The organism is Paraburkholderia sp. J69-1 (assembly GCF_905220255.1).
Lineage (GTDB): Bacteria > Pseudomonadota > Gammaproteobacteria > Burkholderiales > Burkholderiaceae > Paraburkholderia.
The window spans coordinates 189,530-215,050 of record NZ_CAJMZG010000013.1; the positions used below are offsets into that span (position 1 = coordinate 189,530).

A 25,521-nucleotide genomic window follows, 5' to 3' on the forward strand; every position below is an offset into this window, starting at 1 on the left:
ATCTGAAATGACCGACACGAATAAACGCAATCTGACTTTCGGCATCATGCTGCATGGCGCGGGCGGCCATATGAATGCGTGGAAGCATCCGGGCGGCCCGGCCGATGCAAGCGTCAACATCGATTTTTATACCGGCATTGCCCAGAAAGCCGAGGCCAACGGCGTGGCCTTTGCCTTCGTGGCGGACGGTCTGTATATCAACGAAAAATCGATTCCGCATTTCCTGAATCGATTCGAGCCAATTTCGATTCTCTCGGCACTGGCCACCGCCACGACAAAGATCGGCTTGGCCGGCACGCTTTCCACTTCTTATAGCCATCCGTTTACGGTGGCGCGCCAGTTCGCTTCGCTCGATCTGATCAGCGGCGGACGCGCGGGCTGGAATGTGGTGACATCGCCGCTGGAAGGCTCGGCGAAAAACTATGGCGGCGAGCATCCGAACCATGAATTGCGCTACGAAATCGCCGATGAATACCTCGACGTGGTGCAAGGCCTCTGGGATAGCTGGGACGACGACGCCTTCCTGCGCGACCGTGAAAGCGGCCGCTTCTTCGCGCGCGACAAGCTGCATACGCTCGATCACAAGGGCAAGTTCTTCGAAGTGGCGGGGCCGCTCAATATCCAGCGTTCGCCGCAAGGCCAGCCGGTGATTTTCCAGGCGGGTTCGTCCGATTCGGGCATCGATCTCGCAGGCAAATACGCCGATGCCGTGTTCACGCATTCGCCTTCGCTGGAGGAAACGCGTGAATTTGCCGAGCGTGTGCGTCAAAGCGCGGTGGAGCACGGGCGTGCCGCCTCGGACGTAAAAATCTTCCCCGGTATTGGGCCGATTGTCGGCAAGACAAAGGAGGAGGCCGAGGCAAAGTACCGGGCGATTCGTGATCTGCTGAGTATTGAAGACGCGCTCGCGTATCTCGGCCGCTTCTTCGAGCATCACGATTTTTCGCAGTATCCGCTCGACGAGCCGTTTCCTGAACTGGGCGAACTCGGCACCAACAGTTTCCGTTCGACCACGGACCGCATCAAGAGCGATGCACGCCGCAGCGGCGCGACGCTGCGCGAAGTGGCGCTCGAAGTCGCTACGCCAAAGTCGCAGTTTCTGGGCACCGGCGAGCAGATCGCCGACGAATTGATCCGTTGGCTCGATGCCGGCGCGGCCGATGGCTTCATCCTCGGCTTCCCGGTGCAGGCCGAAGGGCTCGACGATTTCGTCAAGCACGTGATTCCGGTGCTCGAAGCGCGCGGGCGTTACAGCCGTCGCCTGACTGGCGACACGCTGCGCGACCATCTGGGACTGCCGCGACGCGAGAGCCGCTACGCACTCGCGAAAGCCCAGTGATGCATTGACCGCAGAATCGAGCAGGAACATCGAACCATGAGCGACACCCCTCACATCGCCGTCCCTTCGTCCGCGCGCGGCCATGCCGCGCTGGAGGCCTCCGACTACGCGCATTTTCGCGTCGTGCCCGCACGCCATCGCGCACGCACGGCAGGCACCGTGCTCGCCGTCGTCCTGATAGCGTTGGTACTGCATTCCGTGCTGGGCAATCCGCGCTGGGAATGGAGTGTTTTCGCGCAATGGTTCTTCGCAGAACCCATTCTTGAAGGGCTGTCGCGGACCTTGCTGCTCACGCTGCTGGGGTCGCTGATTGGCTTTGCGCTAGCGGTGCCGATCGCGCTGGCGCGTCTTTCGCGTTCGCCTTTGCTGGCTGCGTGCGCGTGGGCCTTCGTCTGGTTGTTCCGCTCGATTCCGCCGATTGTGCTGTTGCTGCTCCTGAACAATCTCGGCTATCTCTACGAGACCGTCTGGATTGGCGTGCCATTCACGCATCTGACGTTCTACGACGGCCCGACCACCGATTTGATCAGCCCGTTATTCGCGGCCGTGGTGGGACTGTCGCTCAATCATGCGGCCTTTGCCGCCGAGGCATTTCGCGGCGGTATGCTCTCGGTCGATCAGGGCCAGCGCGAAGCGGCCGCCGCGCTGGGTTTGCCACACGCGCGTCAGGCCTGGCGCATCGTGCTGCCGCAGGCCATGCGCGCGGTGTTGCCTACCGCGTTCAACGATGTGATCGGGCTCGCGAAGGGTACGTCGGTGGTGTATATCCTCGCGATGCCGGACCTGTTCTATACCGTGCAGATTGTTTATCACCGCAATCTGGAAGTCATTCCCCTGCTGATGGTGGCGACGATCTGGTATCTGCTGATACTCACGGTGCTCTCCGCGATCCAGGTGCATATCGAGCGCCATTACGCGCGCGGCGCGACACGCACGCAGCCGCCGCGCTCCGCGCTGCTGGCATTGCTGCGTAAATCGTTTTCGGGTACGGCATCGAACAAGACTGAGCAAAGCGACGATGTACAACCCATCGCCGATTCCGGCTGGGCACAACGCCGCATCGGTGGTCGCGTAGGAATCCATAACGTGTCGAAGAGCTTCGGTACGCTCAAGGTGCTCGACAACGTATCGCTGACGGTGCCGTCGGGTAGCGTCACGGTGATCCTCGGGCAATCCGGATCGGGCAAGTCTACGCTGCTGCGTTCGATCAATCACCTCGAGAGTGTCGACGATGGCTTTATCGATATCGACGGTGAACTTGTGGGTTATCGGCGCGAAGGGCGCACGCTTTATGAATTGAAGGAGAAGGACATTCTGCGTCATCGTGCGGAAGTGGGCATGGTGTTCCAGAACTTCAATCTGTTTCCGCATCTGAGCGTGCTCGACAACATCACCGAAGCGCCGCTTGCCGCTGGCGTGCCGCGCGCCCAGGCGCAAGCCGAAGCGCGTGCATTGCTGGCACGCGTAGGTCTCGCAGGCAAGGCCGATGCCTGGCCGCGCCAGCTTTCGGGCGGTCAGCAGCAGCGCGTAGCGATTGCGCGCGCGCTCGCGCTCAAACCCAAGGTGCTGCTATTCGACGAACCGACTTCGGCGCTCGATCCGGAACTTGTCGGCGAAGTGCTCGACGTGATCCGGCAACTGGCGCGCTCGGGCACCACGCTGGTGATCGTGACGCATGAAATTGGCTTTGCGCGCGAAGTCGCGGACACCATCGTGTTCATGGACGGCGGCCGCGTGGTGGAGGCGGGGCCGCCCGCTCAGGTGCTCGGCAATCCGTCGCATTCCCGCACCCGCGAATTCCTCTCCAGGGTTCTTTGACATGAAGCGAAATTCACTGGTTGCGAACGCACGCATTGAACCAAGGCGAAGATCGCAACGTAATTAAATCCATAAAATATTAATAGTCATCCTGATTAAAGAGGAGTCGATCACCATGAGCCAGGATTTGCTGTTGTTGCTGGAACCCGCCTTTACCGACCCGAAACATCCCGGTGAGCATTTCGTCTGCCCACATGGGCTTTCCATCGAAGGTCTGCTCGCGAGCGATCCGGCGCGCGCCGCACAACTGGACGTAAAGCGCGTGGCGTTCGCCCGCCCGCGTCCGGCCGTGATCGACGTCCTCGACGAAGCGCACCAGGGGCTCCCCGCGCTCGTGTTAGGCAACGAGCATCCGGTGCCGGACGACGCCTTGACGCTGGGCGAAACGCGCTACGTGACCGACCCGAAGCGCATTCTCGCGCTGCTGGCCGAACGTCACGGCTTTCCCCGGGTGCATTGATGGCGCACGAGGCGTTTGTCTATGTTCAGGTGCGAGACCCGCGAGCGCGGCCTCTGCTGGCAGAACTGGCCGATGAATATCGCAGCCGCTATGCGGATGTCATCGCTGCCGAAGATCTCGAACGCGAAATGACGCGTTACCCGGAGGAGGATTTCACGCAGCCGCGGGGCGCATTCGTGCTTTTGTTGCGCGATGGCGTTGCGGTGGCGGGCGGCGCATTCATGCCACATCCCGACGAAGGCACGGCGGAATTCAAGCGCATCTGGGCGAGCCGTCGCGAGCGCCGCCAGGGACTCGCGCGCCGTGTGCTGGTGGAACTGGAAGCGCAGGCGGCACGCCAGGGTTATACGCGTGTGTTTCTGGGCACCGGACCGCGTCAGCCCGAGGCGGTCGGGCTCTATACGTCGAGTGGCTACACCTTGCTTTCGGCGCACGACTTCGGCGAGGTGCAGCCGCCCGGTTACCACTTCGAAAAGCGGCTGCCTGTCCTGCAGGAAGTTCAGGTATAAGCGCGTCACGCGCGCCACTTCAGGCGGCGCGCTTCTCGAATACGTCCTTGAAAACCGGCATCGCCGAAAACGCCATCGGCCAGCCCGCATAGAACGCGAGTTGCGTGAGGACTTCGCCGGCTTCGGGTTGCGTGAGACCGTTATCCATCGCGCGATTGAGGTGATAAGGAATCTGCGCGGACTGCCCGTTGGCAACCAGTGCGCTCACCGTGACCAGACTGCGGTCACGCGGCGCGAGGCCGGGGCGCAGCCAGAGATCGAGAAAAAGCGCTTCGGTGGTGTAGTGCACTACGCCTGGCGCGGTCGTGCCAAAATTCTGTTCGACGGTTTGCGCGCGTTGTGCTTCGGCGGCTTCGTTCAGCGGCAGCGGATCGACATGAGCGCCCGGCAATTGATTCACGCCGATATCGCGCTCGCGGAACGCGTCGCCGACAATCGCCGTGGCAGCCGTTGCCGTGCCCCAGCCCGCATAGAACGCGAGATGCGTGACGATCTCCGAAAGCTCGGCAGGTGTGACGCCGTGATCGAGCGCGAGACGAACCTGGAACGGCAGTTCCGCGGTGTGATGACGCGCGATGAGCGCCGCAACGGTCACGATGCTGCGATCGCGCAGGGAAAGCGGCGTGCGTTTCCATACGCCGTCGAGCAAGGTGTCCGATGTGTAGCGGGCGAGCGCGGGCGAAACCGCTTGCGTGGCGTTGAACGTGGTCATCGGCATGATTCGGAATCCTTTCTTTATGCGGGGCGTGTGGCAGTGGACAGCGGCGTGACGGTGCCTGTGCACGCGTCTAACTGCTACGCCGATACCACCCGTGACTCTAGCATTGCCGCCGACGAAGAATAAGGCGCTGCGCTTGCATGCACTTATCGATGGGATTCATGAATCGGCGCTGGACCGTGCGGGCTCCAGCGCCGGGTTACGGCATTAATACCGCATTAATACACCATTATTGCTGCGTTAAACCTTGGCTTCGGTGGGCAGGGATTCGTATTCGGCGTGGCGCTCGCGTTCGTCGAGATACGGCGTGCGATAGCCCGAGCTGACGCCCCAGTAATAAAAGCCCAGCGAGATGATCGCGACCACCAGCATGTCCCAGCCATAGGGAATCACATCGTGACCGCCGAACTCCTTGCTGCCGATCAGTGAGAGCACGGCCATCACCGGCAAATAGGCGCACAGCCACCATGCGGCCTTCAGGTCGCGGCCCCAGCCGGCCCAGCCTTCCTTGCCCTGAAAGTAGAAGTACACGGGCAGTGCAACAACCATCAGCAGAATGATTTCGCCGGTCAGCGGCCATTTGGCCCAGTACAGGATCATCGATGCGCAGACGAAGGCGAATGGCGCGATCACTTTCATGAGCGGCACGGTCAGCGGGCGTTCGATGTCGGTGGCGGTGCGCTTGAGCGCCATCAGGCTGATCGGGCCGGTGAGATACGAGATCACGGTCGCCACCGAAATCACGGCCGCGAGCGAACTCCAGCCACGGAAGAAGAACATGAAGATGAACGACACGGCCAGGTTGAACCACATGGCCTGACGCGGCACGCCATAGAACGGATGCACATTGCCGAACATCGCCGGCATGGTGTTGTTGCGCTCCATTGCGTAGATCATGCGCGAGGTGGTCGCCATATAGGTCGTGCCGGTGCCGCTCGGGCTCACGAATGCATCCACATACAGCAGGATCGCGAGCCAATTCAGGTTCAGCGCAATCGCGAGTTCCGCGAACGGCGACTTGAAATTGAAGGTATTCCAGCCTTTCATCACATCAGACGGGTCGACCGCGCCGATATACGCCACCTGCAACAGTACGTAAATCACCAGTGCGCAAACAATCGAGCCGATCACCGCAAACGGCACGCTCTTTGAAGGATTGCGCGCTTCGCCCGCGAGATTGATCGGGCTCTGGAAGCCATTGAATGCGAACACAATGCCGCTGGTCGCGACTGCCGTGAACACGGCCGACCAGCCATACGGCGCAAACGTGCTGGCTTCGCTGAAGTTTTCGTGGTGGAAACCCGTCGCCATAAGACCGGCGATCGTCAGACCCGGAATGATGAACTTGAAGATCGTAATGGCGCTATTGGCGCGCGAAAAAACCTTTACGCCCCAGTAATTGAGCATGAAATAGACAATCACGAGCAGGGCCGAAAGCAGCAAGCCTGAATGCGTGAGTTCGCCATTCACGAATAACGCATGCGCCCATGGATAAGGCCAGGTGCTCATGTATTGAATGGACGCTTCGGCTTCGATGGGAATTACCGAAACAATGGCGATCCAGTTCGCCCATGCGCTGATAAAACCCACCAGCGCGCCGTGCGAATAGCGCGCGTAACGCACCATGCCGCCCGATTCCGGGAACATCGCGCCGAGTTCGGCGTAAGTGAGTGCAATGGCCAGTATCACCACCGCGCCGATGATCCACGCGCAGACCGCAGCGGGACCGGCGATCTTGGCGGCTTTCCAGGCACCGAACAGCCAGCCGGAACCGATGATCGATCCAAGGCCGGTAAACATCAGTGCAAACGGGCCAATATGTCGTTTTACAGAACTGCTCACGTCGTCTCCTCATGTCCAGATCGAGGGAGATCGCGGCGGGTTGCGCAGCGATTCCCGTCGTCGTTTCAGGCATTCGCGCCGCCTTTTGCGAGGCTTGCGTGCGGGTTATGCGCGATGCGTGGTCACCTGCGGATAGCGGTGACAAGGCTGGCTTGAATGCCGAACGCGGATACTCGGGCGACGCAAAGCCAGCGTCCAATGCTGAATACACATAGCGTCATGCGCAATTTGCATGAGGGGAGAAAACATGCAGACAGGTCAGCAGATTCTTGCGCGCGATGCGCATTCATCGAGTGCGTGAATGCATCGCAATGGGCTCGGCATTCCGCCATAAATTCGCCCATGAGTGATCCGCGAGCGAGCCATAAATCATTCATTCCAGATTTTAAGGCAGGAAAACCGGATTTTTCGGCATGGCCGATTCGACCCCTCGCGACTAGACTCGGAAGGTCGTGCGCGGGCGAGCGTGCTATTGCGGCTCGCCCCGGTTTTCCCCAGCGCCAACCCATTCCCGCCACATCCGCCGATCCGCGCGAACGCGCCGGATACGGCCACCTTACAAGGAAGGTCCGAGATCATGGTTCAGATAGTGATTAATGGTCAGCCACATCAATTCGATGGCGATCCCGAGATGCCGCTGCTCTGGTATCTGCGCGACGAACTCGGCATGACCGGCACCAAGTTCGGTTGCGGCATGGCGCTGTGCGGCGCCTGCACCGTGCATCTGGACGGCCAGCCCGCGCGCGCCTGCGTGACGCCCATCGGCGCGATCGAAGGCCGCAAGGTCACGACGATCGAAGCCGTGCAAGAGCAGAAGGTGGGCGCAGCCGTGCAGGCCGCGTGGATCGAAAAGCAGGCGCCACAGTGCGGCTACTGTCAATCGGGGCAGGTGATGTCGGCGGTGGCGCTGCTCACCACCCAACCCAATCCCACCGACGCCGATATCGACGACGCCATGAGCGGCAACATCTGCCGCTGTGCGACCTATCAGCGGATTCGCGCCGCGATCCACGAAGCTGCGGAGGCGCTCAAACATGCGTGATCCGAAACTCAACGAAGGCGCAGCGGCGGGTGCCTCGCTGTCGCGCCGCCAGTTTCTCGCGGGCATGTCGGCGCTCACGCTGGCGGTGGGATTTCGCGGCGGCCTGGCCGTCGCGGCTTCGCTCGATCCTGCTGGGAAATCCAGCGCTGCGTTCACGTTCGAACCGAATGCGTTTATCCGCGTGAATGCGGATGGCTCGGTCACGGTTATCGCCGAATATCTGGAGATGGGTCAGGGCACCTTCACGGGTCTCGCGACGCTGGCCGCCGACGAACTCGACGTGCCGCTCGACCGCATTACCGTCGAAGCCGCGCCCGCCGACGTCAAGAAATACGCGAACCCGATGTTCGCTTCGTTTGGCTGGACGCTGCAGGCCACCGGCGGCAGCACGGCGATGGCCGGCGCGTGGAAGCAGATGCGCGAAGCCGCCGCCGCCGCCCGCATGATGCTGGTCGGCGCGGCCGCGAAGCAATGGAAGGTGGACCCGGCCACGCTGAAAGTGGAAGACGGCGTGATCGTCCACGCGGCGTCGAATCGCCGTGCGAGCTATGGCCAGTTCGTGGCCGCCGCCGCGCGCGAACCTTTGCCCGCGAAGATCGTCGTCAAGCAGCCCGCCGATTTCAAACTGATCGGCAAACGCGATTCGAAGCGCGTGGATATTCCCGCGAAGGTGAACGGCTCGGCCATCTACACGCAGGACATCAAGGTGCCCGGCATGCTGGTGGCGGTGATCGCGCATCCGCCGCGGCTGGGCGGCAAGGTGCGCCACATCGACGCGAGCAAGGCGAAGGCGATTCGCGGCGTGGTGGCGGTCGTGCAGATTCCCGGCGACGACGAAGTGCAGGGCGGCGTGGCCGTGCTCGCGCACAACACGTGGATCGCACGCCAGGGCCGCGACGCGCTCAACATCACGTGGGACGACAGCCACGCGTTCGCGCTCAGTTCGACCGATATCTTCAGCCAGTTCCGCACGCTCGCCGATCAGGCGGGCAACGTGGCGGAGCAGCGCGGCAAGGTGCTCACGAGCGCGCCCGAGGGCGGCCACTATATCGAGGCGGTCTACGAGCAGCCGTATCTCGCGCATGCGCCGATGGAGCCGATGAACTGCCTGATCAGCCTCAAAGGCGATCAATGCGAGATCTGGAACGGCGAGCAATGGCACACGGCCGATCAGGCGATGGCGGCGAAGGAACTCGGCATCACGCCCGCGCAGGTGACGATTCATCAGCTCTATGCGGGCGGCAGTTTCGGCCGCCGCGCGAATCCGCATTCGGACTTCGTGCGCGAAGCGGCGCGCGTGGTGAAAGCGGCGCACGCGCAGGGCGTGGATGCGCCCATCAAACTCGTGTGGATGCGCGAGGACGACATGCGCGCGGGCTATTACCGTCCGCTGACGGTGCACAAGGTGTGCGTGGCCGTCGATAAGGCGGGCCAGCTGGTTTCGTGGAATCACGATGTCGTGGGCCAGAGCTTCATGCAGTTGCCGAAGCCCGATTCGATCGATCCGGTGCTGGTCGAAGGCGCGGCGGACATGCCGTATGCGATTCCGAATTTCCGCGTCGCGCAGCACAAGCCGAAGCTGCCCGTGCAGACGCAATGGATGCGCTCGGTCGGTCACACGCATTCGGCTTTTGTCGGCGAAACCATGATGGATCAGGCCGCGCGTGCGGCGGGCAAGGACCCGTATGCGTTCCGTCACGCGTTGCTCGCGAGCCAGCCGCGTCATCGCGGCGTGCTCGAACTCGTGGCGCAGAAGGCGGGCTGGTCCACGCCGCTCAAGCCAGGACCGCAGGGCACGAAGCGCGGGCGCGGCATCGCGTTGCAGCTTGCGTTCGGCACCTACGTGGCGCAGGTGGCCGAGGTGACCGTGCAGCCCGACGGATCGTTCACGGTGGATCGCGTGGTGTGCGCGGTCGATTGCGGGATGGTGGTGAACCCGGACATCGTCACGACCCAGGTGGAAGGCGGGATCGGCTTCGGTCTCACGTTCCTGCGCACGGCGATCACGTTCGATAAAGGCCACGTCAGGCAGGGCAATTTCAACGATTACCCGGTGCTGCGCATGAGCGGCATGCCGGTGGTCGAGGTGCATATCGTGCCGTCGAAAGAAGCGCCCACGGGCATCGGCGAACCTGGCGTGCCGCCCGCGGCGCCGGCGGTGGCCAATGCGCTTACCGCCGCCACGGGCGTGAGCATTCGCTCGCTGCCGCTGGGCGATTCGCTGCGTCCGGCGTAATGCGTTTTGAGCGCTCTGAGCCTTCTGAGCGCCTCCTGTCGAAACGAACAACATTCCAATCATCGTGAACATTCGCAGAATCATCGGCTATACAGCGCTGGCGGCTGCCGTGGCCGCCGTCGTCCTGTGCGGCCGCGCTTGGCTGTTGCCCGCGGGCGCCGAACCGCAAGCGCCTGTCGCGGGCACGCCCGCCGATCTGGCCTCCAGCGTCGCGCGCGGAGAATACCTCGCCAAAGCCGCCGATTGCGTGGCCTGTCATACCGCACAAGGCGGCACGCCTTACGCGGGCGGGCGCGCCTTCAAGCTGCCGTTCGGCACCATTTACGCCACCAATCTCACGCCCGACAAGGACACGGGCATCGGCAACTGGAACGACGACGCCTTCGTGAAAGCCGTGCGCGCGGGCGTGGGCTCGCACGGCAATCTCTATCCGGCGATGCCCTATACCTCGTACACGCAGCTCAGCCGCGACGACGTGCTGGCGATCAAGCAGTATCTGCTGAGGCTGCCGGCCGTGCATCAGGCGCCGCCTGCGAACGATCTGTCGTTTCCGTATAACCAGCGCTGGGGCATGGCCGCCTGGAACGTGCTGTTTTTCCGCGAGCAGCGTTTCGTGACCGATCCGGCGAAGAGCGTCGAGTGGAATCGCGGCGCGTACCTGGCCACGGCGCTCGGCCATTGCGGCGAATGCCATACGCCGCGTAACGCGGGCTTCGCGATGAAGTCGCGCGATTATCTGTCGGGCGCGGAAATCGAAGGCTGGAAGGCCTACAACACGACCTCGGACCAGAGCTACGGCATCGGCGCGTGGAGCGATCAGCAGGTCGCGCAGTATCTGTCGCGCGGCCATGCGCCGGGGCGCAGTTCGGCGGCGGGTCCGATGGCCGATGTGGTCGAGCACAGCCTGCAATATCTGACGCCCGGCGATATCTCGGCGCTGGTCACGTATCTGCGCAGTGTCGCGCCAGCGACGGGCGGCCAGACCGGCCAAGCGACGATTGCGCTCGATCCGTCCGCCGCGCGCGCGTCGAACGCGGTGCTGCCGGGCGCGTCCGCCACGACGCCCGCGCTCGAACGCGGCCAGCGTCTGTTCGCGGGCGATTGCGCGGGCTGTCACCAGTGGAACGGCGCGGGCCGTCAGAGCGACTACGCCTCGCTGGTCGGCAGCCATGCGGTGAACGATCCGTCGGGGGCGGCGCTCGTTCAGGTGCTGCTCAACGGCACGTCGCTGACCGTCAATGGGCGCTTGCAGCAGATGCCGGGTTTCGGCGGCGCTTATACCGATTCCGATGTCGCGGCCGTCGCCAATTTCGTGCTGAATCACTTCGGCGCGAAAGCGGGCACCGTGACCGCGCAGCAGGTCGGCAAGCTGCGCGCGGCGCAGTAATGCTTTAGCGTCGTTGGCTACGATGTCGCCTTGAATGGCGGCGTCATGGCCGCATACGGCGCTCTTTTTTATCGGTTGTATTGCAACTAACAGCCAAGTTTTTACGCAACCCTAACAGGTTGCCACCTTCGGCTCGCCGCATCGAAACGCACTTTCCACGGCTTCTTCCCGGTCGAATTCCTGCAGCATTCAGGTCAATACCCTACCGATCATGGGTGGGTGCGGCCGGTGTGCCGTTCGTTACAGTCCGCTCAGGCAAGCACTCTTGAGGGGCACACATATGGGCGTACTAAGCGGCATCCGCGTACTGGAATTCGAAGCAATCGGCCCGGGCCCGTTCGGCGCGATGCTGCTGGCCGATATGGGCGCGGACGTGCTGCGCATCGACCGTCCCGCCGAACCCGACGATCTCGGCCCGAAGCGCGCGGGCGAGCGCATCGACATCATCGGGCGCGGTCGCTGCTCGATCACGCTCGACCTGAAGCAGCCCGAAGCGGCCGACGCCGCGCTCGATCTGATGCCCACGCCGATGTGCTGATCGAAGGCTTCCGGCCCCGCACGATGGAGCGTCTCGGACTTGGGCCGCAGGCGGCGCTGGCGCGCAATCCGCGGCTGGTCTACGGACGCATGACGGGTTGGGGCCAGTCGGGGCCGCTCGCGCCGCGCGCCGGGCACGACCTGAATTACATCGCGCTGTCGGGCGTGCTTTCTGGGATCGGACGCGCGGGCGAGGCGCCGGTGCCGCCGCTGAATCTCGTCGGCGATTATTGCGGCGGCGGGATGCTGCTGGCGCTCGGCGTGGTGGCGGCGCTGGTGAATGCGCAGCGCGGCGGCGCGGGCCAGGTCGTCGATGCCGCGATGATCGAAGGCGCCGCGCAACTGGGATCGGTGGTCTGGGGCGCGCTGGCAGCGGGCCACTGGCGCGAACAGCGCGAAAGCAATCTGCTCGATGGCGGCACGCCCTGGTACGACAGCTATCGCACCCGCGACGGCGGCTATATGGCGGTGGGCGCGGTGGAAGCGCGCTTTTACGCGCAGTTGCTCGACAAGCTCGGTCTTGCCGATGCCGGTTTGCCGCAGCAGCACGATCGCAGCGGCTGGCCGCTATTGCGCGAGCGTTTTGCGGCGGCGTTTCTCACCCGCACGCGCGACGAATGGAGCGCGATATTCGACGGCAGTGATGCGTGCGTCGCGCCCGTGCTGAGCTTTTCCGAAGCGCCGACGCATCCGCATCACGTGGCGCGCGGCAGCTTCGTGGAGCGGCAAGGCGTCGTTCATCCGGCGCCCGCGCGCGGCGAGCAGGGACGGGCGGCGCTGCTCGATTGGGGCTTCGATGAGGCGGCTATCGCGCGCCTGTGCGACCGGGGTTTGGGGTATCGGGCGTGAGCCGCAGCGTTTAAAGCATCCGCTTGAGCACGCCGTTGCGCGCGATCCATCGATGCTTGGCAACCGCGAGCAGATGCAGCACGACGAGGCCGGCCAGCACGGCGCAACTCGCACGATGAATCGCGAACAGCCGTGCGGTGAGTGCGCCTTGCTCGAACGGCGTCGGAATCTCGATCAGGCCGAAAAACGCATAACCGTGCGGCACCATCAGATAGCCGCTCGCGAGCACGGCAAAGATCGCTACATAAAGCAGCCGATGCGCGCCATGCGCGAGCGCGCGTTGCGCAGCGGAAAGCCCGGGCAGATCGCGCGGCCTGGCTCGCACCGACGCCCACCACACGCGCAGCGGAAACAGCACGATCAGCACGGTGGCGATCGACATATTCAGGCGCGAAAGGTCATCGCGCAGCGCGCCTTCGGGCAACTGTGCGAGCGAATAGCCTGCGACGGTCGCGTAAAGAATCGCCGCGGCGAAAATCCAGTGCAGTAGACGCGAGAGCGCGTCGTAGCGATCCGCCGGTTGAGGTTCTGTTATCGCGACGTGTCCGCTGGGCGGCGCGCCAGTATCGACTGCTTCCATCCGCTCCACGCCGATCAAAAAGCGAAAATGATAATCAACCGCATTGACAATTTGATTACGTCCCCGATGTCGCTCCTGAGACGCGGCACGTCGCGTGCTGCAGTGTGTCGTCGCTGTGAGTTAGCGCCAGTCCATCGACATCAGGAGGCCACTGCGATGAGCGAAATCACTGACATCCCCAGCAAATTCCCCACCCCCGACGACGAGCCGCCGATCCTGCCTTCGGAGCAGTCGCGGCCATTCGGCGACGCCGTGCCAGCGCCCACCGAACCGGGGCTCGACCAGCCATTGCCGCCCAAGCAGCCGCAGATCGATCCCGATCCCGCGCCGCAGCCGCCGCAGGCACAGCCGGACACGGACGATAGCGTCCCGGTGCCCGAGGAGTTGTCGGTTCCGATCGGCGATGCGGTGCCGACGCCGGTCGAACCGGGGCTCGATCGACCGCTGCCGCCCAAGCAGCGGGAAGCGCAATAGCGCGCGCGGCCCGTCAGCCGCCGCAAAGCCGCAGCCCCGCCGCACCCTCGCGCAACGTTTTCCCTCACTGCGTTACCCTGCTAGCGCGTCACTTTCAGGCGGCGTCGCGTCACGCCGCGCGCTTCCCCCTTCAAGGAGCAGACGATGCCAACGATGCAGGCAGTGCAGGTAGCGAAAGCAGGCGGACCACTCGAAGTCGTCGAGCGTGAGATCCCGGAACCGGGCGCCGGCCATGTGCTGATCAAGGTGCAGGCGTGCGGTATCTGTCACAGCGATTCGCTGACCAAGGAAGGCCAGTGGCCCGGCCTGCAGTTTCCGCGCGTGCCCGGTCACGAGATCGCGGGGGTGATCGAGCGCACCGGCGCGGACGTCGAAGGCTGGAGTGTCGGCCAGCGCGTCGGCGTGGGCTGGCACGGCGGCCATTGCGGCCACTGCGATCGTTGCCGTCACGGCGACTTCGTACTGTGCCAGAGCGCACTCGTGCCCGGCATCAGCTACGACGGCGGCTACGCGGAATATATGGTCGCGCCGCAGGAAGCGCTCGCGCGCATGCCCGACGATCTCTCCGATGTCGACGCCGCGCCGCTGCTTTGCGCGGGCATCACCACCTTCAACGCGCTGCGCCATAGCGGCGCGCGGGCGGGCGATGTGGTGGCGATTCTCGGCATCGGCGGGCTGGGGCATCTGGGCGTGCAGTTCGCGCGCAAGATGGGCTATGTGACGGTGGCCATCGCGCGCGGCCAGGACAAGGCGCCGCTCGCGAAGGAACTGGGCGCGCATCACTACATCGACAGTTCCGCGCAGAACGTCGGCGAAAGCCTGCAGGCGCTGGGCGGCGCGCGCGTGATTCTGGCGACCGTCACCAACGGCCAGGCAATGAGCGCGGCGATTGCGGGCCTCGGCGTGAACGGCAAGCTGATCATGGTGGGCGTGGCGCAGGAGCCCGTCGAAGTGCCGGTGACGCAGTTCATCATGGGGCGTCAGTCGGTGCAGGGCTGGCCCTCGGGCACGGCGGCGGATTCGCAGGAAACGCTGGCTTTCAGCGCGATTTCCGGCGTGAAGCCGATGATCGAGGAATATCCGCTCGCGCGCGCCGCCGAAGCCTACGACCGCATGATGAGCGGCAAGGCGCGCTTTCGCGTGGTGCTCAAGCCGGGCGGCTGAGCGCTTGAAGGCGAGGCAAAGGCGTGATTCAGACGAGCCGGGAAAGCCCCTACGCCAAAACGTAGCGGCAAGCGGATGCGGCGCTAAAGCGCGAGGCCACGCGCGCCGATATAGAGCTGTTTAACGCTGCCCGCTTTTTCCCGTTTTTCCCCGCTTTCGCCTGATTCCGCCCGACACCCGCATGAACAAGCTGATCACCTCACGACGCCCGACTCGTCTGCATCGCTGGATCGCGTTGAGCAGCGCGTTGGGTATCGGCTTGCTGGTGGCGGCGATCTATCCCTACGCGAGCCAGCCGCTGCCCGCGTGCGCGCCGTTCGTGCCGATCTTCTGCACGGCCGTCGTCGTCACCGAGGCGATTACCTCGCTGCTCATGTGGGTGCGTTTTCGCATGGGCAAGTCGCCGATCGATGCCGCGCTCGCCGCCGCTTATGCTTTCAGCAGCCTGACATGCGCGGTGCAGTTGCTGATTTTCCCGGGCGTATTCGCGCCCACCGGTCTGCTCGGCGCGAGCAAGCAGACGGCCGTGTGGATCTGGGTGCTCTGGCACGGCGGTTTCCCCACGATCGTGCTGCTGGGTTTCGCCGCGCAACACCTTGCCCCGCAACGTTTCCTGTTTCGCCTCAAGCATGCGCGTCTGTTGTTGCTGGTGGCCCTCGCGGGCAGTGTGGCCGGTTGCGTGATGGCCGTGCGCTTCAGCGACTGGCTGCCCATGCTGATCAAGGACGGCTCCTACAGCCTGCTGCGCCACAGCTATTTCGCGCTCTACGTGGTGGTCGCCTGCGTGACGGCGCTGGCCGCGCAACTGGCCATCAGCGGCCGGATGCGCTCGGTGCTCGATCTCTGGCTGTCGATCGCGCTACTCGCTTTTCTCGCCGATGTGACGCTCACGCTGGCGGGATCGGCGCGCTTTACGCTGGGCTGGTATGGGGCGCGCGTGGCGTCGGTGATTGCGTCGTCGGCGTTGCTGGCGGCGCTGCTGGTCGAAATCTCGATGCTCTATTCGCGGCTGGCGCGCATCAACGAAGATCTGGAAGAGAAAGCCAATCGCGATGCGCTCACCGGTCTCTACAACCGCGGCTGGTTCGACGCGGCCTACACGCGCGAACGCCTCGTGGCGCGGCATCAGGAGCGGCCGTTATCGGTGCTGATGGTGGATGTCGATCACTTCAAGCTGTTCAACGACGCCTACGGCCACGCGGCGGGCGACGATTGTCTGCGCCTCGTGGCGAGCGCGCTGACGGGTTGTCTGCGGCGTCAGGGCGACGCCGTGAGCCGTTATGGCGGCGAGGAATTCGTCGTCTTGCTGCCGGGCTGCGCAACGGCCACAGCCGTCTCGATCGCCGAAGCGATGCGCAGCGCCGTGCGCAAGCTCGACATTCCTGCGAAAAGCCCGGCAGGGCGCGTGACGATTTCGCTCGGCGTGTTCACCTGCGATGCCGGCAAAGCGAAATCCGCCGATCCGCTGCAAGGCGCCGATGAAAACCTGTATCGCGCGAAGGAAGCCGGCCGCGACCGCGTGGTGGCGGGCACGCGCAAGACATCGGCGCGTGGCTTGCGGGCTCGCGCGGTGTAGGGCGGGGCATCACGACATCACGCGACGAACCCAATGAAAAACGCGGCCCTCGGGCCGCGTTTTCACTTGAAGTGATACCGAAAGCCGCTTAGCGCTTTTCCGGCAGGAACCAGTTCATCAGCAGCGCGCAGAGGCCGCCGGTGGCCACGCCCGATTCCAGCACGTTCTTCAGCGCGTGCGGCAGGCTGGTCAGAATCTCGGGCACCTGCGAGACGCCCAGACCCAGCGCCAGGGACACCGCGATGATCAGCAGCGCGCGGCGATCGAGCTGGATGCCCGCGAGAATATTGATCCCCGAAGCGGCCACGGCGCCGAACATCACCATTGCCGCGCCGCCCAGCACGGGCTCCGGCACGGCCTGCAGCACGCCCGCGACGGGCGGGAACAGGCCCAGCACGACGAGCATGCCCGCAATCCACACACCGACGTGACGGCTGGCGATGCCGGTCAACTGGATCACGCCGTTGTTCTGCGCGAACACGGAGCTCGGGAAGGTGTTGAACACGCCGGCCAGCAGCGAATTCGCGCCGTTGACGAGCACGCCGCCCTTGATCCGCTGCATCCACAGCGGGCCTTCCACGGGCTGGCGCGAGATCTTGCTGGTGGCCGTGACGTCGCCGATCGCTTCGAGCGAGGTGACGAGGTAGATGATCAGCATCGGCACGAACAGCGACCACGAGAAGCCGATGCCGAAGTGCAGCGGCGTCGGGATCTGGAACAGCGCGGCTTCGCGCGCGCCCGTGAAGTCGAGGCGGCCGAGCACGCCGGCCACGATATAGCCGACCACCAGCGCGATCACCAGCGCTGTGCTACGCACCCAGACGATGGGCACGCGATTGAGCACGATGATGGTGCCGAGCACGACGCCCGACAGCGTGAGGTTCTCGACGCTCGCGAAGTTGCCCTTGGCGATCGCGCCATAGCCGCCGCCCATGCTGATGAGGCCCACCTTGATCAGCGTGAGGCCGATCAGCAGTACCACGATGCCGGTGACGAGCGGCGTGATCAGGCGCTTGACGAAGGGCAGGATGCGCGAAACGGCCATTTCGACGAACGAACCGGCGATCACCACGCCGAAGATCGCGGCCATCACCGTTTCGACCGGCGTGCCCTGCTTGACCATCAGGCTGCCGCCGGCGATCAGCGGGCCGACGAAGTTGAAGCTGGTGCCCTGCACGATCAGCAGGCCCGCACCCAGCGGACCGAAGCGGCGGCACTGCAGGAAAGTTGCGATGCCCGAAATCACCAGCGACATCGACACGATCAGCGTGGTGTCGCGGCTGGACACGCCCAGCGACTGGCAGATCAGCAGGCCGGGCGTGACGATCGGCACGAGAATGGCCAGCAGATGCTGGAGCGCGGCCACAAAGGCGATGGCGGGCGCGGGGCGGTCGTCGGGACCGTAGACGAGGTCGCGGGCGGGTGCGTCGTCGTGGGTGTGACTGGGGTGAGTAGGGTGAGAGTTGGGTGTGGCGGACTGCGGGGGCGAAGCGGGTTGCATCGGGAAAGGCCGGTTGGAATGAAAGACCGGGATTTTAACGGTTAGGATTGAGGGCACAATCGAAATCGCAAGGCGATCGCCATCGGGGCGATGGCCAGGAGACCCGCCGATGAACCAAAACCACGCAATCGCACGCGCCGCGCTGGCGTCTCTGCCGCCCGAAAGACCGCCGATTTGATGTCCGCCACGGTAGTTTGAATGGGGGCTTCGATCGTATCGATCGATCTGGATTGCTAATTAATTGCCGTGCGATAAAACGCTTTCAGAAAAAAGACGGTGTAAGGCGACCTGCATTCATAGTACAAATGGGCGAAAACAATCGGGTCCCGATTTCGTTAAACTTTGCCCGCCTGCTGCCGTTAAGAGGGCATCGCACTCAATTGAAGCTCTCGTGTCCTCGCTCCTCGGCTCCGATCGTCCGGCCTCGCGCCCGCAGCTTGCCCTGACCGGCTTCCATCCGACCCATGCGGAACCGTCGGTCGTCGAATGGCTTCTGCATGACGATCAGGTCATGCGCGAATGCTTCGGCCACGCCACCGGCATCCTCAAGTTCGTCACGGGCGCGGCCTATACGGCGGTCACGCTGCTCGACGCTTCGCATCAGCACTTTTGCGGCGATCTGGGCGCGCTGGTGACGAACACGCCGCGCGAAAGCTCGTTGAGCGAACACGCGTTGCGCACGGGCAGTGTCTTTGTGGTCGAAGACACGCTCGAACGCGATGACGTGCAGCGCTGCGCGCTCGTGCAATATCCGCCGCATGTGCGCTTTTTCGCCGCTGTGCCGATCCGTCTGCCCGATGGCGAGCCGATCGGCGCGCTGTGTGCAATGGACCCGCAGCCGCGCCGCATGGACGACAACGCGCGCGGCGTGCTGCGTCATCTCGGCGAGATGATCGAGAACGATCTGCGTCTGCGCATGGCGTCCGCAGTCGATCCTCTGACGCAACTGTTCAACCGCCGCAGCACCTTCGAAAGCGTCCACCGGCGCTGGCAGGGCGCGCGCGACGGCGAGGGCGTGGGATCGGTGATGGTCGATATCGACTGGTTCAAGCAGTACAACGACAACTACGGCCATCCGGCCGGCGATGTGTGTCTGCGCGCGGTGGCCCAGGTGCTGCGCGATGCCGCCGACGAACACAATATGATCGCGGGCCGCGTGGGCGGCGAAGAATTCGCACTGTTTTTCACGGGCATCGAGCGCGCCGAAATGGGTCTTGCGCTGGAGCGCGTTCGCGCGGGTGTCGAGCGGCTTGCCATCGAGCACCGTGGCTCGCCGCTGGGCGTCGTGACCTTGAGCCTGGGCGCGACGCATGTCTGGCGCAATGGATCGGGCGATAACGGTTATCGCGAGGCATTCAGCGCCGCCGATCACGCGCTTTACGAGGCGAAAGATCGCGGGCGCAATCGCATCGAAATGGCGTGATGCTGCCGCGCGCATCACGCACTCCTCCAGTTAATTCGGAACGCTAACCGATATTTGCCGGTAGATCGCCCGGGCTCGTTTCGAACTGCAGCGCCGCAAGCTGCGCGTAAAGCGGCGAGCTTTGCAGCAGTTCGGCATGACGTCCCTGCGCGACGATGCGGCCATGTTCCAGCACGACAATGCGGTCGGCCTGTTGCACGGTCGCCAGCCGATGCGCGATCACCAGCGTCGTGCGGTTCTGCGCGGCGTTATCGAGGGCGGTCTGCACGAGGCGCTCGCTGGCGGCATCGAGCGCGCTGGTGGCTTCGTCGAGCAGCAGAACGGGCGGGTTCTTGAGGATCGCCCGCGCAATCGCCAGGCGTTGCCGCTGACCGCCCGACAAACGCACGCCACGCTCGCCCAGAAACGTATCGTAGCCTTGCGGCAATGCGTCGATAAAGCCGGCGGCTGCGGCCATTTCAGCGGCGCGTTGCACTTGCGCGAGGCTCGCGTCGGGCATGCCGTAGCGAATATTGTCGAGCACGCTGCCCGAGAAAATCACCGATTCCTGCAACACCACGCCAATCGACTGGCGCAGCGCGTTGAGCGAGACCTGTTGCGTGGGCACGCCGTTGATCGAAATCTGGCCGGACTGCGGATCGTAAAAACGCAGCAGCAACTGGAACAGCGTGGTTTTGCCCGCACCCGAAGGCCCGACCAGCGCCACATGTTCGCCGGGACGCACATCGAGCGTAAAGCCGTCGAGTGCAGCCACGCCTGCGCGCGACGGATACGAAAAGCTCACATTCTCGAAGCGGATGCCTTCGCCTTGTGCCGGCAGCGGCACGGTCGCGGCGGCTTCCACAACCGGCGAACGCGCGGCCAGCAGTTGCAGCAGACGCTCGGTGGCACCGGCGGCGCGTTGCAGATCGCCCCAGACTTCGGCGACCGCGCCCACCGCGCCCGCCGTGAATACTGCGTAAAGGATGAACTGGGACAACTGGCCCGCCGTCATGCGCCCGGCCAGTACCGCTTGCGCGCCCAGCCACAGCACGAACACAATCGCCGCGAACACGAAAACGATCACCACGGCGGAGAGCCCCGCCCGTGCGCGAATGCGCGTGAGTGCTGTTTCAAAGGCCGTTTCCACTGCGCCGCCAAAGCGCCGCGCTTCGTAATTTTCCTGCGTGTACGACTGCACGGTGGGCATGGCGTTGAGCACTTCGCCGGCCAGTGCGCTTGCATTGGCCACCTTGTCCTGACTCGCGCGCGACAGACGCCGCACGCGGCGCCCGAAAATAACGATGGGCGCGACCACCACGATCAGCGTCGCGATGATATAGGCGGATAGCACCGGACTCGTCGTCACCAGCATCGTCACGCCGCCGATCGTCAGCAGCGCGTTGCGCAAACCAAGCGACAGACTCGTGCCGACTACGGCCTGAATCAAGGTCGTATCCGTGGTTAGCCGCGAGAGTACTTCGCCGGTTTGCGTGGTCTCGAAGAATTCCGGGCTCATGCGCATGACGTGGTCGTAGACCGCGCGGCGCAAATCGGCCGTGACCCGCTCGCCAAGCCACGAAACCCAATAGAAGCGCAGGGCCGTCGCCGCCGCGAGTATCAGCGAGACGATAAAGAGCGCGATGAAATAGCGGTCGATATGCGTGCGCTCGCCGCTCGCGAAGCCGCGGTCGATCAGATATTTGAACGCCACGGGCAGCGCGAGCGTGGCGCCCGCCGATGTCAGCAGCGCGAGAAACGCCAGCGCCCAGCGCCCCGCATAAGGCCGCAGGAAAGGCAAGAGGGCGAACAACGGGGTGATGCGGGCGGAGCGGGGAGCGGCGTCTGGCATGGATTTCCTCGCCCTCGCGAGAGGGCATCGATGGGCGTTGAAACGCGATTATCGTTCAATGGACTCCAGGCCGTGCGCGGACATCGCATCGTCGCGTATTTGACACGAAGCTTTATCGACACCGATAATTGCGCCGACTCTTTCGTGGGAGAGAGAGGCCATCTGTGCCTCCGCCGAAGGCGCAAGCTCCCGGAATCGCTCAGGCACATGTACCACGAGAGAATTTCGCCGACTGGAGAGAGGCTGCGATTCACGCGATCGATGCGCGTGCAAGGATCGCGGTCCACCGAAGGGGCAGGCTCGTAACGAGCCCAAACTCTCAGGTAAAAGGACAGAGGGAGAGGCTTTCGAGGTGTGCATCGCGCACCCTGTTCTTTTCCAGGTTCTTATGCTTTTTCTGCTGTTGTCGTTCCCGCTGCCGCTCGTTTTACCGAGGTGCGCAGCATGCTGAATTACATCTATCTCCTTGCCATTACCGCCGAAGCCATGACCGGCGCGCTGGCCGCTGGCCGCCGCAAGTTCGACGTGTTCGACGTGTTTGGCGTTCTGGTGATTGCGTTCGTTACCGCACTGGGCGGCGGCACGGTTCGCGATATCTTTCTCGGCCATTTTCCGGTCGCGTGGACCCAGCATCCCGCTTATCTGTATCTCGTGCTGTGCGCGGGTTTGCTGACGATGCTGATCGCGCCATATCTTCGACATCTGCAAACGATATTTCTCGTACTCGATGCAATGGGTCTGATGGCGTTCACCTTGATCGGCTGCAATGTCGCTTTGACGATGGAATATCGCGTGCCGGTCGTGATGATGGCGGGTCTGGCGACGGGCATCGTCGGCGGCATATTGCGCGATGTGCTGTGCAATCGCGTGCCCATTGTGTTTCGCCACGAGATGTATGCGAGCGTTTCGCTGCTGACGGCGGGGCTTTTTCTGCTGTTGCGCAGCGCCGGCGTCGATACCGATCTGAATACCGCCATGAGTTTTATGGCCGGTTTATCCTTGCGCCTGACCGCGCTGGCGCGGTTGGCGTTTGCCGGTTTTTGCACTGGCTCAACGCAGCAATGCAGGAGGAAAGCGTGGCGCGTTGCACGATTGATTCCATCGCAGTGAGCGTCGGGAAATTCGCCGCCACGACCGGCTGCATGGGTTTGCTGTTTTACGCGGCTGCGGCCCACGCCGTGCAGTGGCGCGTGCTCTCACACGATTCCGGCGCGACGATCTATTACGACGCTTCCTCGATTGCCGCCGAAGCAGGCATCGTCAAGGTGTGGACGCGCACAGAGTTCGACCCGCCCAATCTGATTGGCGCGAAGCAGGAAACCCACGATCGCGCCTTATTCGCGTTCCGCTGCACGGCGCGCAAAGTTGGCCTGGCGAGCCTGCTGGCCTACGATGCGAACGGCGATGAAATCGCGCGGGCGGTCGAACCGAAGATTCGTTTCGAGCAGGTCGACCCCGTGGGGCCGGCCCGCACGTTGATGAAGATCGCCTGCGCTTCGCGTGGATGAAGCCTGCGTTTCGCTTCACTTGCCGCAAAGCAGCAGCAGGCGCTCCTGATCCGAACACGGCCGGCCATTGACCACCTGCGCGGGGGCGCGTGGCTGCGCGCCCGCACCGGCGGCCGCCTGCGTCGCGGCGCGATGCGCGAAGCACGCCTTCAGGCGCCGCTCGACCGGCTGATAGTATTGCCATCCCCTACCGAGTCCAGGCAGTTCCAGCTTGACCTGTTTCCATTTCGGATGGCCGTGCTCCTGCAGATTGTCGAAGTTCACGCAGAGCGAATCGGCAAAACGCCGCAGATTGCCGACCGTATCGCGCAGGTTGTAATCGTAGGTGACGAGAAAGGCTTTGACCGTCCACGTCGGCACATCTTCCTTGAGCCAGTTCGGGTAGCTGGAGGTGTGAATCGTCGCGGGGAAATAGGTTTGTTTCGCGCGCGCGGTTTCCGGCGCGGCCGGATCGACGTGCAGGAAACGGATCTGCTGCAGCAGATTCGGATTCATGTCGGTAAAAAGTTTCGCGGGCTGACCGGCGACGATAATCGCCACGTCGATCTTCTTGACGATCAGCGCGGCCAGCGCATCTTCGTTGCTCAGATGCTGCGCGTTCTGATCGGGAATCGGCTGGCCGAACATCAGGCGATACAGCGTGGTGGCCGATTGCGCCGTGCCGCTGCCGATCAGCCCGACGCTCATGACCTTATCCTTGATCTCGTTGATGCTCTTCATCGGCGAATCATTGCGGACGACGAAATAAATCTCTTCGTCGTAAAGCGGCATGATCAGACGCAATGGGCGAATCGTCGTGCCGGCGTCCTGATTGCCGGAATTGGCCATATCGACATAAGCCTGATAGACATCGGACTGCACGAGCGCGAGTTTCACGCCAGGCTCGAAACGCATGCGCTGCACGTTTTCCGCCGAGCCTTTCGAGGGCAGCACTTCCAGATCGATGCCTGCGGGCTGCGCGACCCATTTGGCGAGATCCTGGCCGATCTGGATATACGTGCCGCGTTCCGGCCCGGTCGTGATCTTGTAGTGCGCGTCAGCCGCAGCGGCTATGGCGAACGCCGAAAAGAGCAGGGCGATCAACCCCGCCATTGCCGCTAGAGTCGTCTTCAGCATGGTCACTCTCCCGCATTGGATGTGATGGACGGCAGATTGCGATCGGGTTGGGGCGCGAGGTCATTGGGTATTGCCGGGCTGTGCAGGAGACTTCCAGCCGTTTTGCAGAATGGCGCGCTCGCGCGCATCCGCGCCGCTGTCGTTCGCGGCGGCGGGCGTGTGTGTCGGGTTGGGCGCGCTGGCTGCAGGAGCCGCAGCGCCCGATGCAGCCGGTGCCCAGGCGGTCGACAGAATCGCGCGCTCCATCAACGACTGCGCCTGCTGGCTGCTCGAATCGATGGCGAGCGCTTCGGAGGCCTGTTGCTGCACGCAGCCCCAGTCGCGCTGGTTCACGCAGCGGTCGGCGTTTTGCAGCGCGCTGTCGCGCCGTTGCTCGCGCGCGGCGATGTCGCGCTGGATGGCCAGCGCGTCGCTGTTTTGCGCGTCGTGTGCGAGTGCGGCTTCGTCGGCGGCTTTTGCGTCAGACAAATCGTTGGTCGCGAGACCGGCGTGCGCCGCGCGCAGGCTATCGGGCACGTCCTTGAATTGCGGTACGGCGACGGGCTTGGGAACGTCGGCGGGTGGGGTATCGGCGCTCGAATTGGTGCTTGTCGAATTGGTGTCGGTCGAACTCGAACGGCTGCGTGGCAAGTAGGGCAAAATCTTTCCGACCAGCGAATGAATGCCCTGGCCTTCGCCCGCATCGCCCGCGTCACCTGGCTTGCGCGCGCCGCCAAGCATCAGATACGCCGCATACGCAAGCGCCAGAAACAGCAAAACAAGCAAGAGGATTTTAGGGAAGGCGCGCCGCTGGATTTGCCCGGGTGCGTGTTCGAGCGCGGCGTGGTGCTGGTAGTCGGCCTTGATGGTGGGATGATCCGCGGGCGTCACGGCATTCTGCGCAGGCGGCGCACCGGCGCTGCTGCCGGACGTCGCGACAGCTTCGGAGCGCGAGCGCACGCGCAGCGCGGCGCGTTCGAGCGGACGGCTCGCCCCGCAGTACGGGCAGCGATCGACGTACTCCTTGAGCACGCCGCCGCAATGCCTGCACGCGGCGGGCAGACGCTGGGCACGGGTAATGTCAGCTGACATGCAGTAGCCCCACCGTGATGACGATGCTGCTTAGGCACGGTCAAGTCGGCATGCTCAGAATCGTCGTTGATGCGATCGCCGGGCAATCGCGAAACTCACGATCTACATGCGCAGGAAAGCGGAGGGGCCGGACCGCGCGCCACCGCCTGTAAGAAAATATGGGTGGTTTCCCACATTGAGTCAATGGCCGTTGTTACCTACCGCACATAAGTATCGATAAGGCGGGAGCCGCGACGCTCGCACGGCATTTGTTCATAGGAATGACGCGTTGCTCGCGTAATCGCGAATCAGATAGATTTCTTCAGAATTCATCTGCAAACGTTTGCAATGAATCGATGCAAACAATCTCATGGCTCATCGCGGGAAATTCATCAAGCCGTTGCATGATGGTGATATGTAAACTCCGGGAAGTTTTTCGAATTTTTAAATTGGCCGAAGATGGTAAGCAGTCCGTTGCATGATAGTATTTTCATCGACTGCAAATTCATGCGGCATCGGTCATTCAAAGGCTGGGCGCAATCGAAATGCGAATATTAAAGC

The 25,521-nt window shown here is 63.5% G+C and carries 19 protein-coding genes, 2 pseudogenes and 1 riboswitch; of the genes and pseudogenes, 14 read left to right on the plus strand and 7 right to left on the minus strand.

Going from position 1 to position 25,521, the window contains the following annotated elements:
• The first annotated feature begins 7 nt into the window (after positions 1 to 7).
• The 4 genes from U5A67_RS23980 to U5A67_RS23995 all read left to right on the plus strand — a co-directional run bounded on the left by U5A67_RS23980 (position 8) and on the right by U5A67_RS23995 (position 4,126).
• Positions 8 to 1,339 carry an LLM class flavin-dependent oxidoreductase gene (locus tag U5A67_RS23980; RefSeq protein ID WP_321816140.1) on the plus strand — a complete coding sequence of 444 codons (1,332 nt, stop codon included), beginning with the start codon at positions 8 to 10 and terminating at the stop codon, positions 1,337 to 1,339.
• A 36-nt stretch (positions 1,340 to 1,375) separates the two neighbouring features.
• Positions 1,376 to 3,157 carry an amino acid ABC transporter permease/ATP-binding protein gene (locus U5A67_RS23985; RefSeq protein ID WP_321816141.1) on the plus strand — a complete coding sequence of 594 codons (1,782 nt, stop codon included), beginning with the start codon at positions 1,376 to 1,378 and terminating at the stop codon, positions 3,155 to 3,157.
• A 115-nt stretch (positions 3,158 to 3,272) separates the two neighbouring features.
• Positions 3,273 to 3,617, plus strand: a complete 345-nt coding sequence (locus U5A67_RS23990) for a DUF3088 domain-containing protein (RefSeq protein WP_321816142.1) — start codon at positions 3,273 to 3,275, stop codon at positions 3,615 to 3,617.
• A complete protein-coding gene (locus U5A67_RS23995) occupies positions 3,617 to 4,126 on the plus strand; it encodes a GNAT family N-acetyltransferase (RefSeq protein WP_321816143.1) in 510 nt (169 codons plus the stop codon). Before U5A67_RS23990 ends, U5A67_RS23995 begins: the two co-directional genes overlap by 1 nt.
• Before the next feature lie 19 nt (positions 4,127 to 4,145).
• Here U5A67_RS23995 and U5A67_RS24000 read toward each other — a convergent pair whose 3' ends face one another.
• Entirely contained in the window at positions 4,146 to 4,844 is a 699-nt protein-coding gene (locus U5A67_RS24000; RefSeq protein WP_321816144.1) for a carboxymuconolactone decarboxylase family protein, read from the minus strand.
• Positions 4,845 to 5,084: 240 nt separating this feature from the next.
• Positions 5,085 to 6,686: an APC family permease gene (locus tag U5A67_RS24005; RefSeq protein ID WP_321816145.1), complete on the minus strand. Its 1,602-nt coding sequence runs from the start codon at positions 6,684 to 6,686 to the stop codon at positions 5,085 to 5,087.
• 577 nt (positions 6,687 to 7,263) lie between these two features.
• On the opposite strand from U5A67_RS24005, the gene U5A67_RS24010 reads away from it, so the two are divergent.
• From U5A67_RS24010 to U5A67_RS24025, 4 genes and pseudogenes are all read left to right on the plus strand, one after another.
• Entirely contained in the window at positions 7,264 to 7,728 is a 465-nt protein-coding gene (locus tag U5A67_RS24010; RefSeq protein WP_321816146.1) for a (2Fe-2S)-binding protein, read from the plus strand.
• Positions 7,721 to 9,964, plus strand: a complete 2,244-nt coding sequence (locus U5A67_RS24015) for a xanthine dehydrogenase family protein molybdopterin-binding subunit (RefSeq protein WP_321816147.1) — start codon at positions 7,721 to 7,723, stop codon at positions 9,962 to 9,964. Before U5A67_RS24010 ends, U5A67_RS24015 begins: the two co-directional genes overlap by 8 nt.
• A 64-nt stretch (positions 9,965 to 10,028) precedes the next feature.
• A complete protein-coding gene (locus tag U5A67_RS24020; RefSeq protein ID WP_321816148.1) occupies positions 10,029 to 11,351 on the plus strand; it encodes a cytochrome c in 1,323 nt (440 codons plus the stop codon).
• A gap of 280 nt (positions 11,352 to 11,631) precedes the next feature.
• Positions 11,632 to 12,737, plus strand: a pseudogene (locus U5A67_RS24025) (CaiB/BaiF CoA transferase family protein).
• A gap of 10 nt (positions 12,738 to 12,747) precedes the next feature.
• On the opposite strand, the gene U5A67_RS24030 reads toward U5A67_RS24025, so the two are convergent.
• On the minus strand, positions 12,748 to 13,317 hold the full coding sequence (locus tag U5A67_RS24030; RefSeq protein ID WP_321816149.1) for a cytochrome b: 570 nt from the start codon (positions 13,315 to 13,317) through the stop codon (positions 12,748 to 12,750).
• A 156-nt stretch (positions 13,318 to 13,473) separates the two neighbouring features.
• On the opposite strand from U5A67_RS24030, the gene U5A67_RS24035 reads away from it, so the two are divergent.
• The 3 genes from U5A67_RS24035 (at position 13,474) to U5A67_RS24045 (ending at position 16,531) form a co-directional block, all read left to right on the plus strand.
• A complete protein-coding gene (locus U5A67_RS24035; protein ID WP_321816150.1) occupies positions 13,474 to 13,791 on the plus strand; it encodes a hypothetical protein in 318 nt (105 codons plus the stop codon).
• Positions 13,792 to 13,935: 144 nt separating this feature from the next.
• On the plus strand, positions 13,936 to 14,955 hold the full coding sequence (locus tag U5A67_RS24040) for an alcohol dehydrogenase (RefSeq protein WP_205983674.1): 1,020 nt from the start codon (positions 13,936 to 13,938) through the stop codon (positions 14,953 to 14,955).
• Positions 14,956 to 15,136: 181 nt separating this feature from the next.
• A complete protein-coding gene (locus U5A67_RS24045; protein WP_321816151.1) occupies positions 15,137 to 16,531 on the plus strand; it encodes a sensor domain-containing diguanylate cyclase in 1,395 nt (464 codons plus the stop codon).
• Between the two features lie 88 nt (positions 16,532 to 16,619).
• Here the strand turns inward: U5A67_RS24045 and U5A67_RS24050 are convergent, their stop codons facing one another.
• Positions 16,620 to 18,032, minus strand: a complete 1,413-nt coding sequence (locus U5A67_RS24050) for a uracil-xanthine permease family protein (RefSeq protein ID WP_321816152.1) — start codon at positions 18,030 to 18,032, stop codon at positions 16,620 to 16,622.
• A gap of 391 nt (positions 18,033 to 18,423) precedes the next feature.
• On the opposite strand from U5A67_RS24050, the gene U5A67_RS24055 reads away from it, so the two are divergent.
• Complete coding sequence (locus U5A67_RS24055) at positions 18,424 to 19,455, plus strand: sensor domain-containing diguanylate cyclase (protein ID WP_321816153.1); 1,032 nt, start codon at positions 18,424 to 18,426, stop codon at positions 19,453 to 19,455.
• 43 nt (positions 19,456 to 19,498) lie between these two features.
• On the opposite strand, the gene U5A67_RS24060 is transcribed toward U5A67_RS24055, so the two are convergent.
• Positions 19,499 to 21,286 (minus strand): ABC transporter transmembrane domain-containing protein, encoded by a 1,788-nt coding sequence (locus U5A67_RS24060; RefSeq protein ID WP_321816154.1) that lies wholly within the window; start codon positions 21,284 to 21,286, stop codon positions 19,499 to 19,501.
• 135 nt (positions 21,287 to 21,421) lie between these two features.
• A riboswitch (glycine riboswitch) is annotated at positions 21,422 to 21,511 on the plus strand.
• 219 nt (positions 21,512 to 21,730) lie between these two features.
• Here U5A67_RS24060 and U5A67_RS24065 point away from each other — a divergent pair.
• Positions 21,731 to 22,382 (plus strand): annotated as a pseudogene (locus U5A67_RS24065) (trimeric intracellular cation channel family protein).
• A gap of 10 nt (positions 22,383 to 22,392) precedes the next feature.
• A complete protein-coding gene (locus U5A67_RS24070) occupies positions 22,393 to 22,794 on the plus strand; it encodes a surface-adhesin E family protein (RefSeq protein WP_321816155.1) in 402 nt (133 codons plus the stop codon).
• Positions 22,795 to 22,809: 15 nt separating this feature from the next.
• Here U5A67_RS24070 and U5A67_RS24075 read toward each other — a convergent pair whose 3' ends face one another.
• Together U5A67_RS24075 and U5A67_RS24080 are read right to left on the minus strand one after the other, a co-directional pair.
• On the minus strand, positions 22,810 to 23,910 hold the full coding sequence (locus U5A67_RS24075) for a TAXI family TRAP transporter solute-binding subunit (RefSeq protein ID WP_321816156.1): 1,101 nt from the start codon (positions 23,908 to 23,910) through the stop codon (positions 22,810 to 22,812).
• A gap of 60 nt (positions 23,911 to 23,970) precedes the next feature.
• The gene (locus tag U5A67_RS24080; RefSeq protein WP_321816157.1) at positions 23,971 to 24,981 is read right to left on the minus strand and encodes a hypothetical protein; all 1,011 of its coding nucleotides are present in this window, start codon (positions 24,979 to 24,981) and stop codon (positions 23,971 to 23,973) included.
• Positions 24,982 to 25,521: the final 540 nt, after the last annotated feature.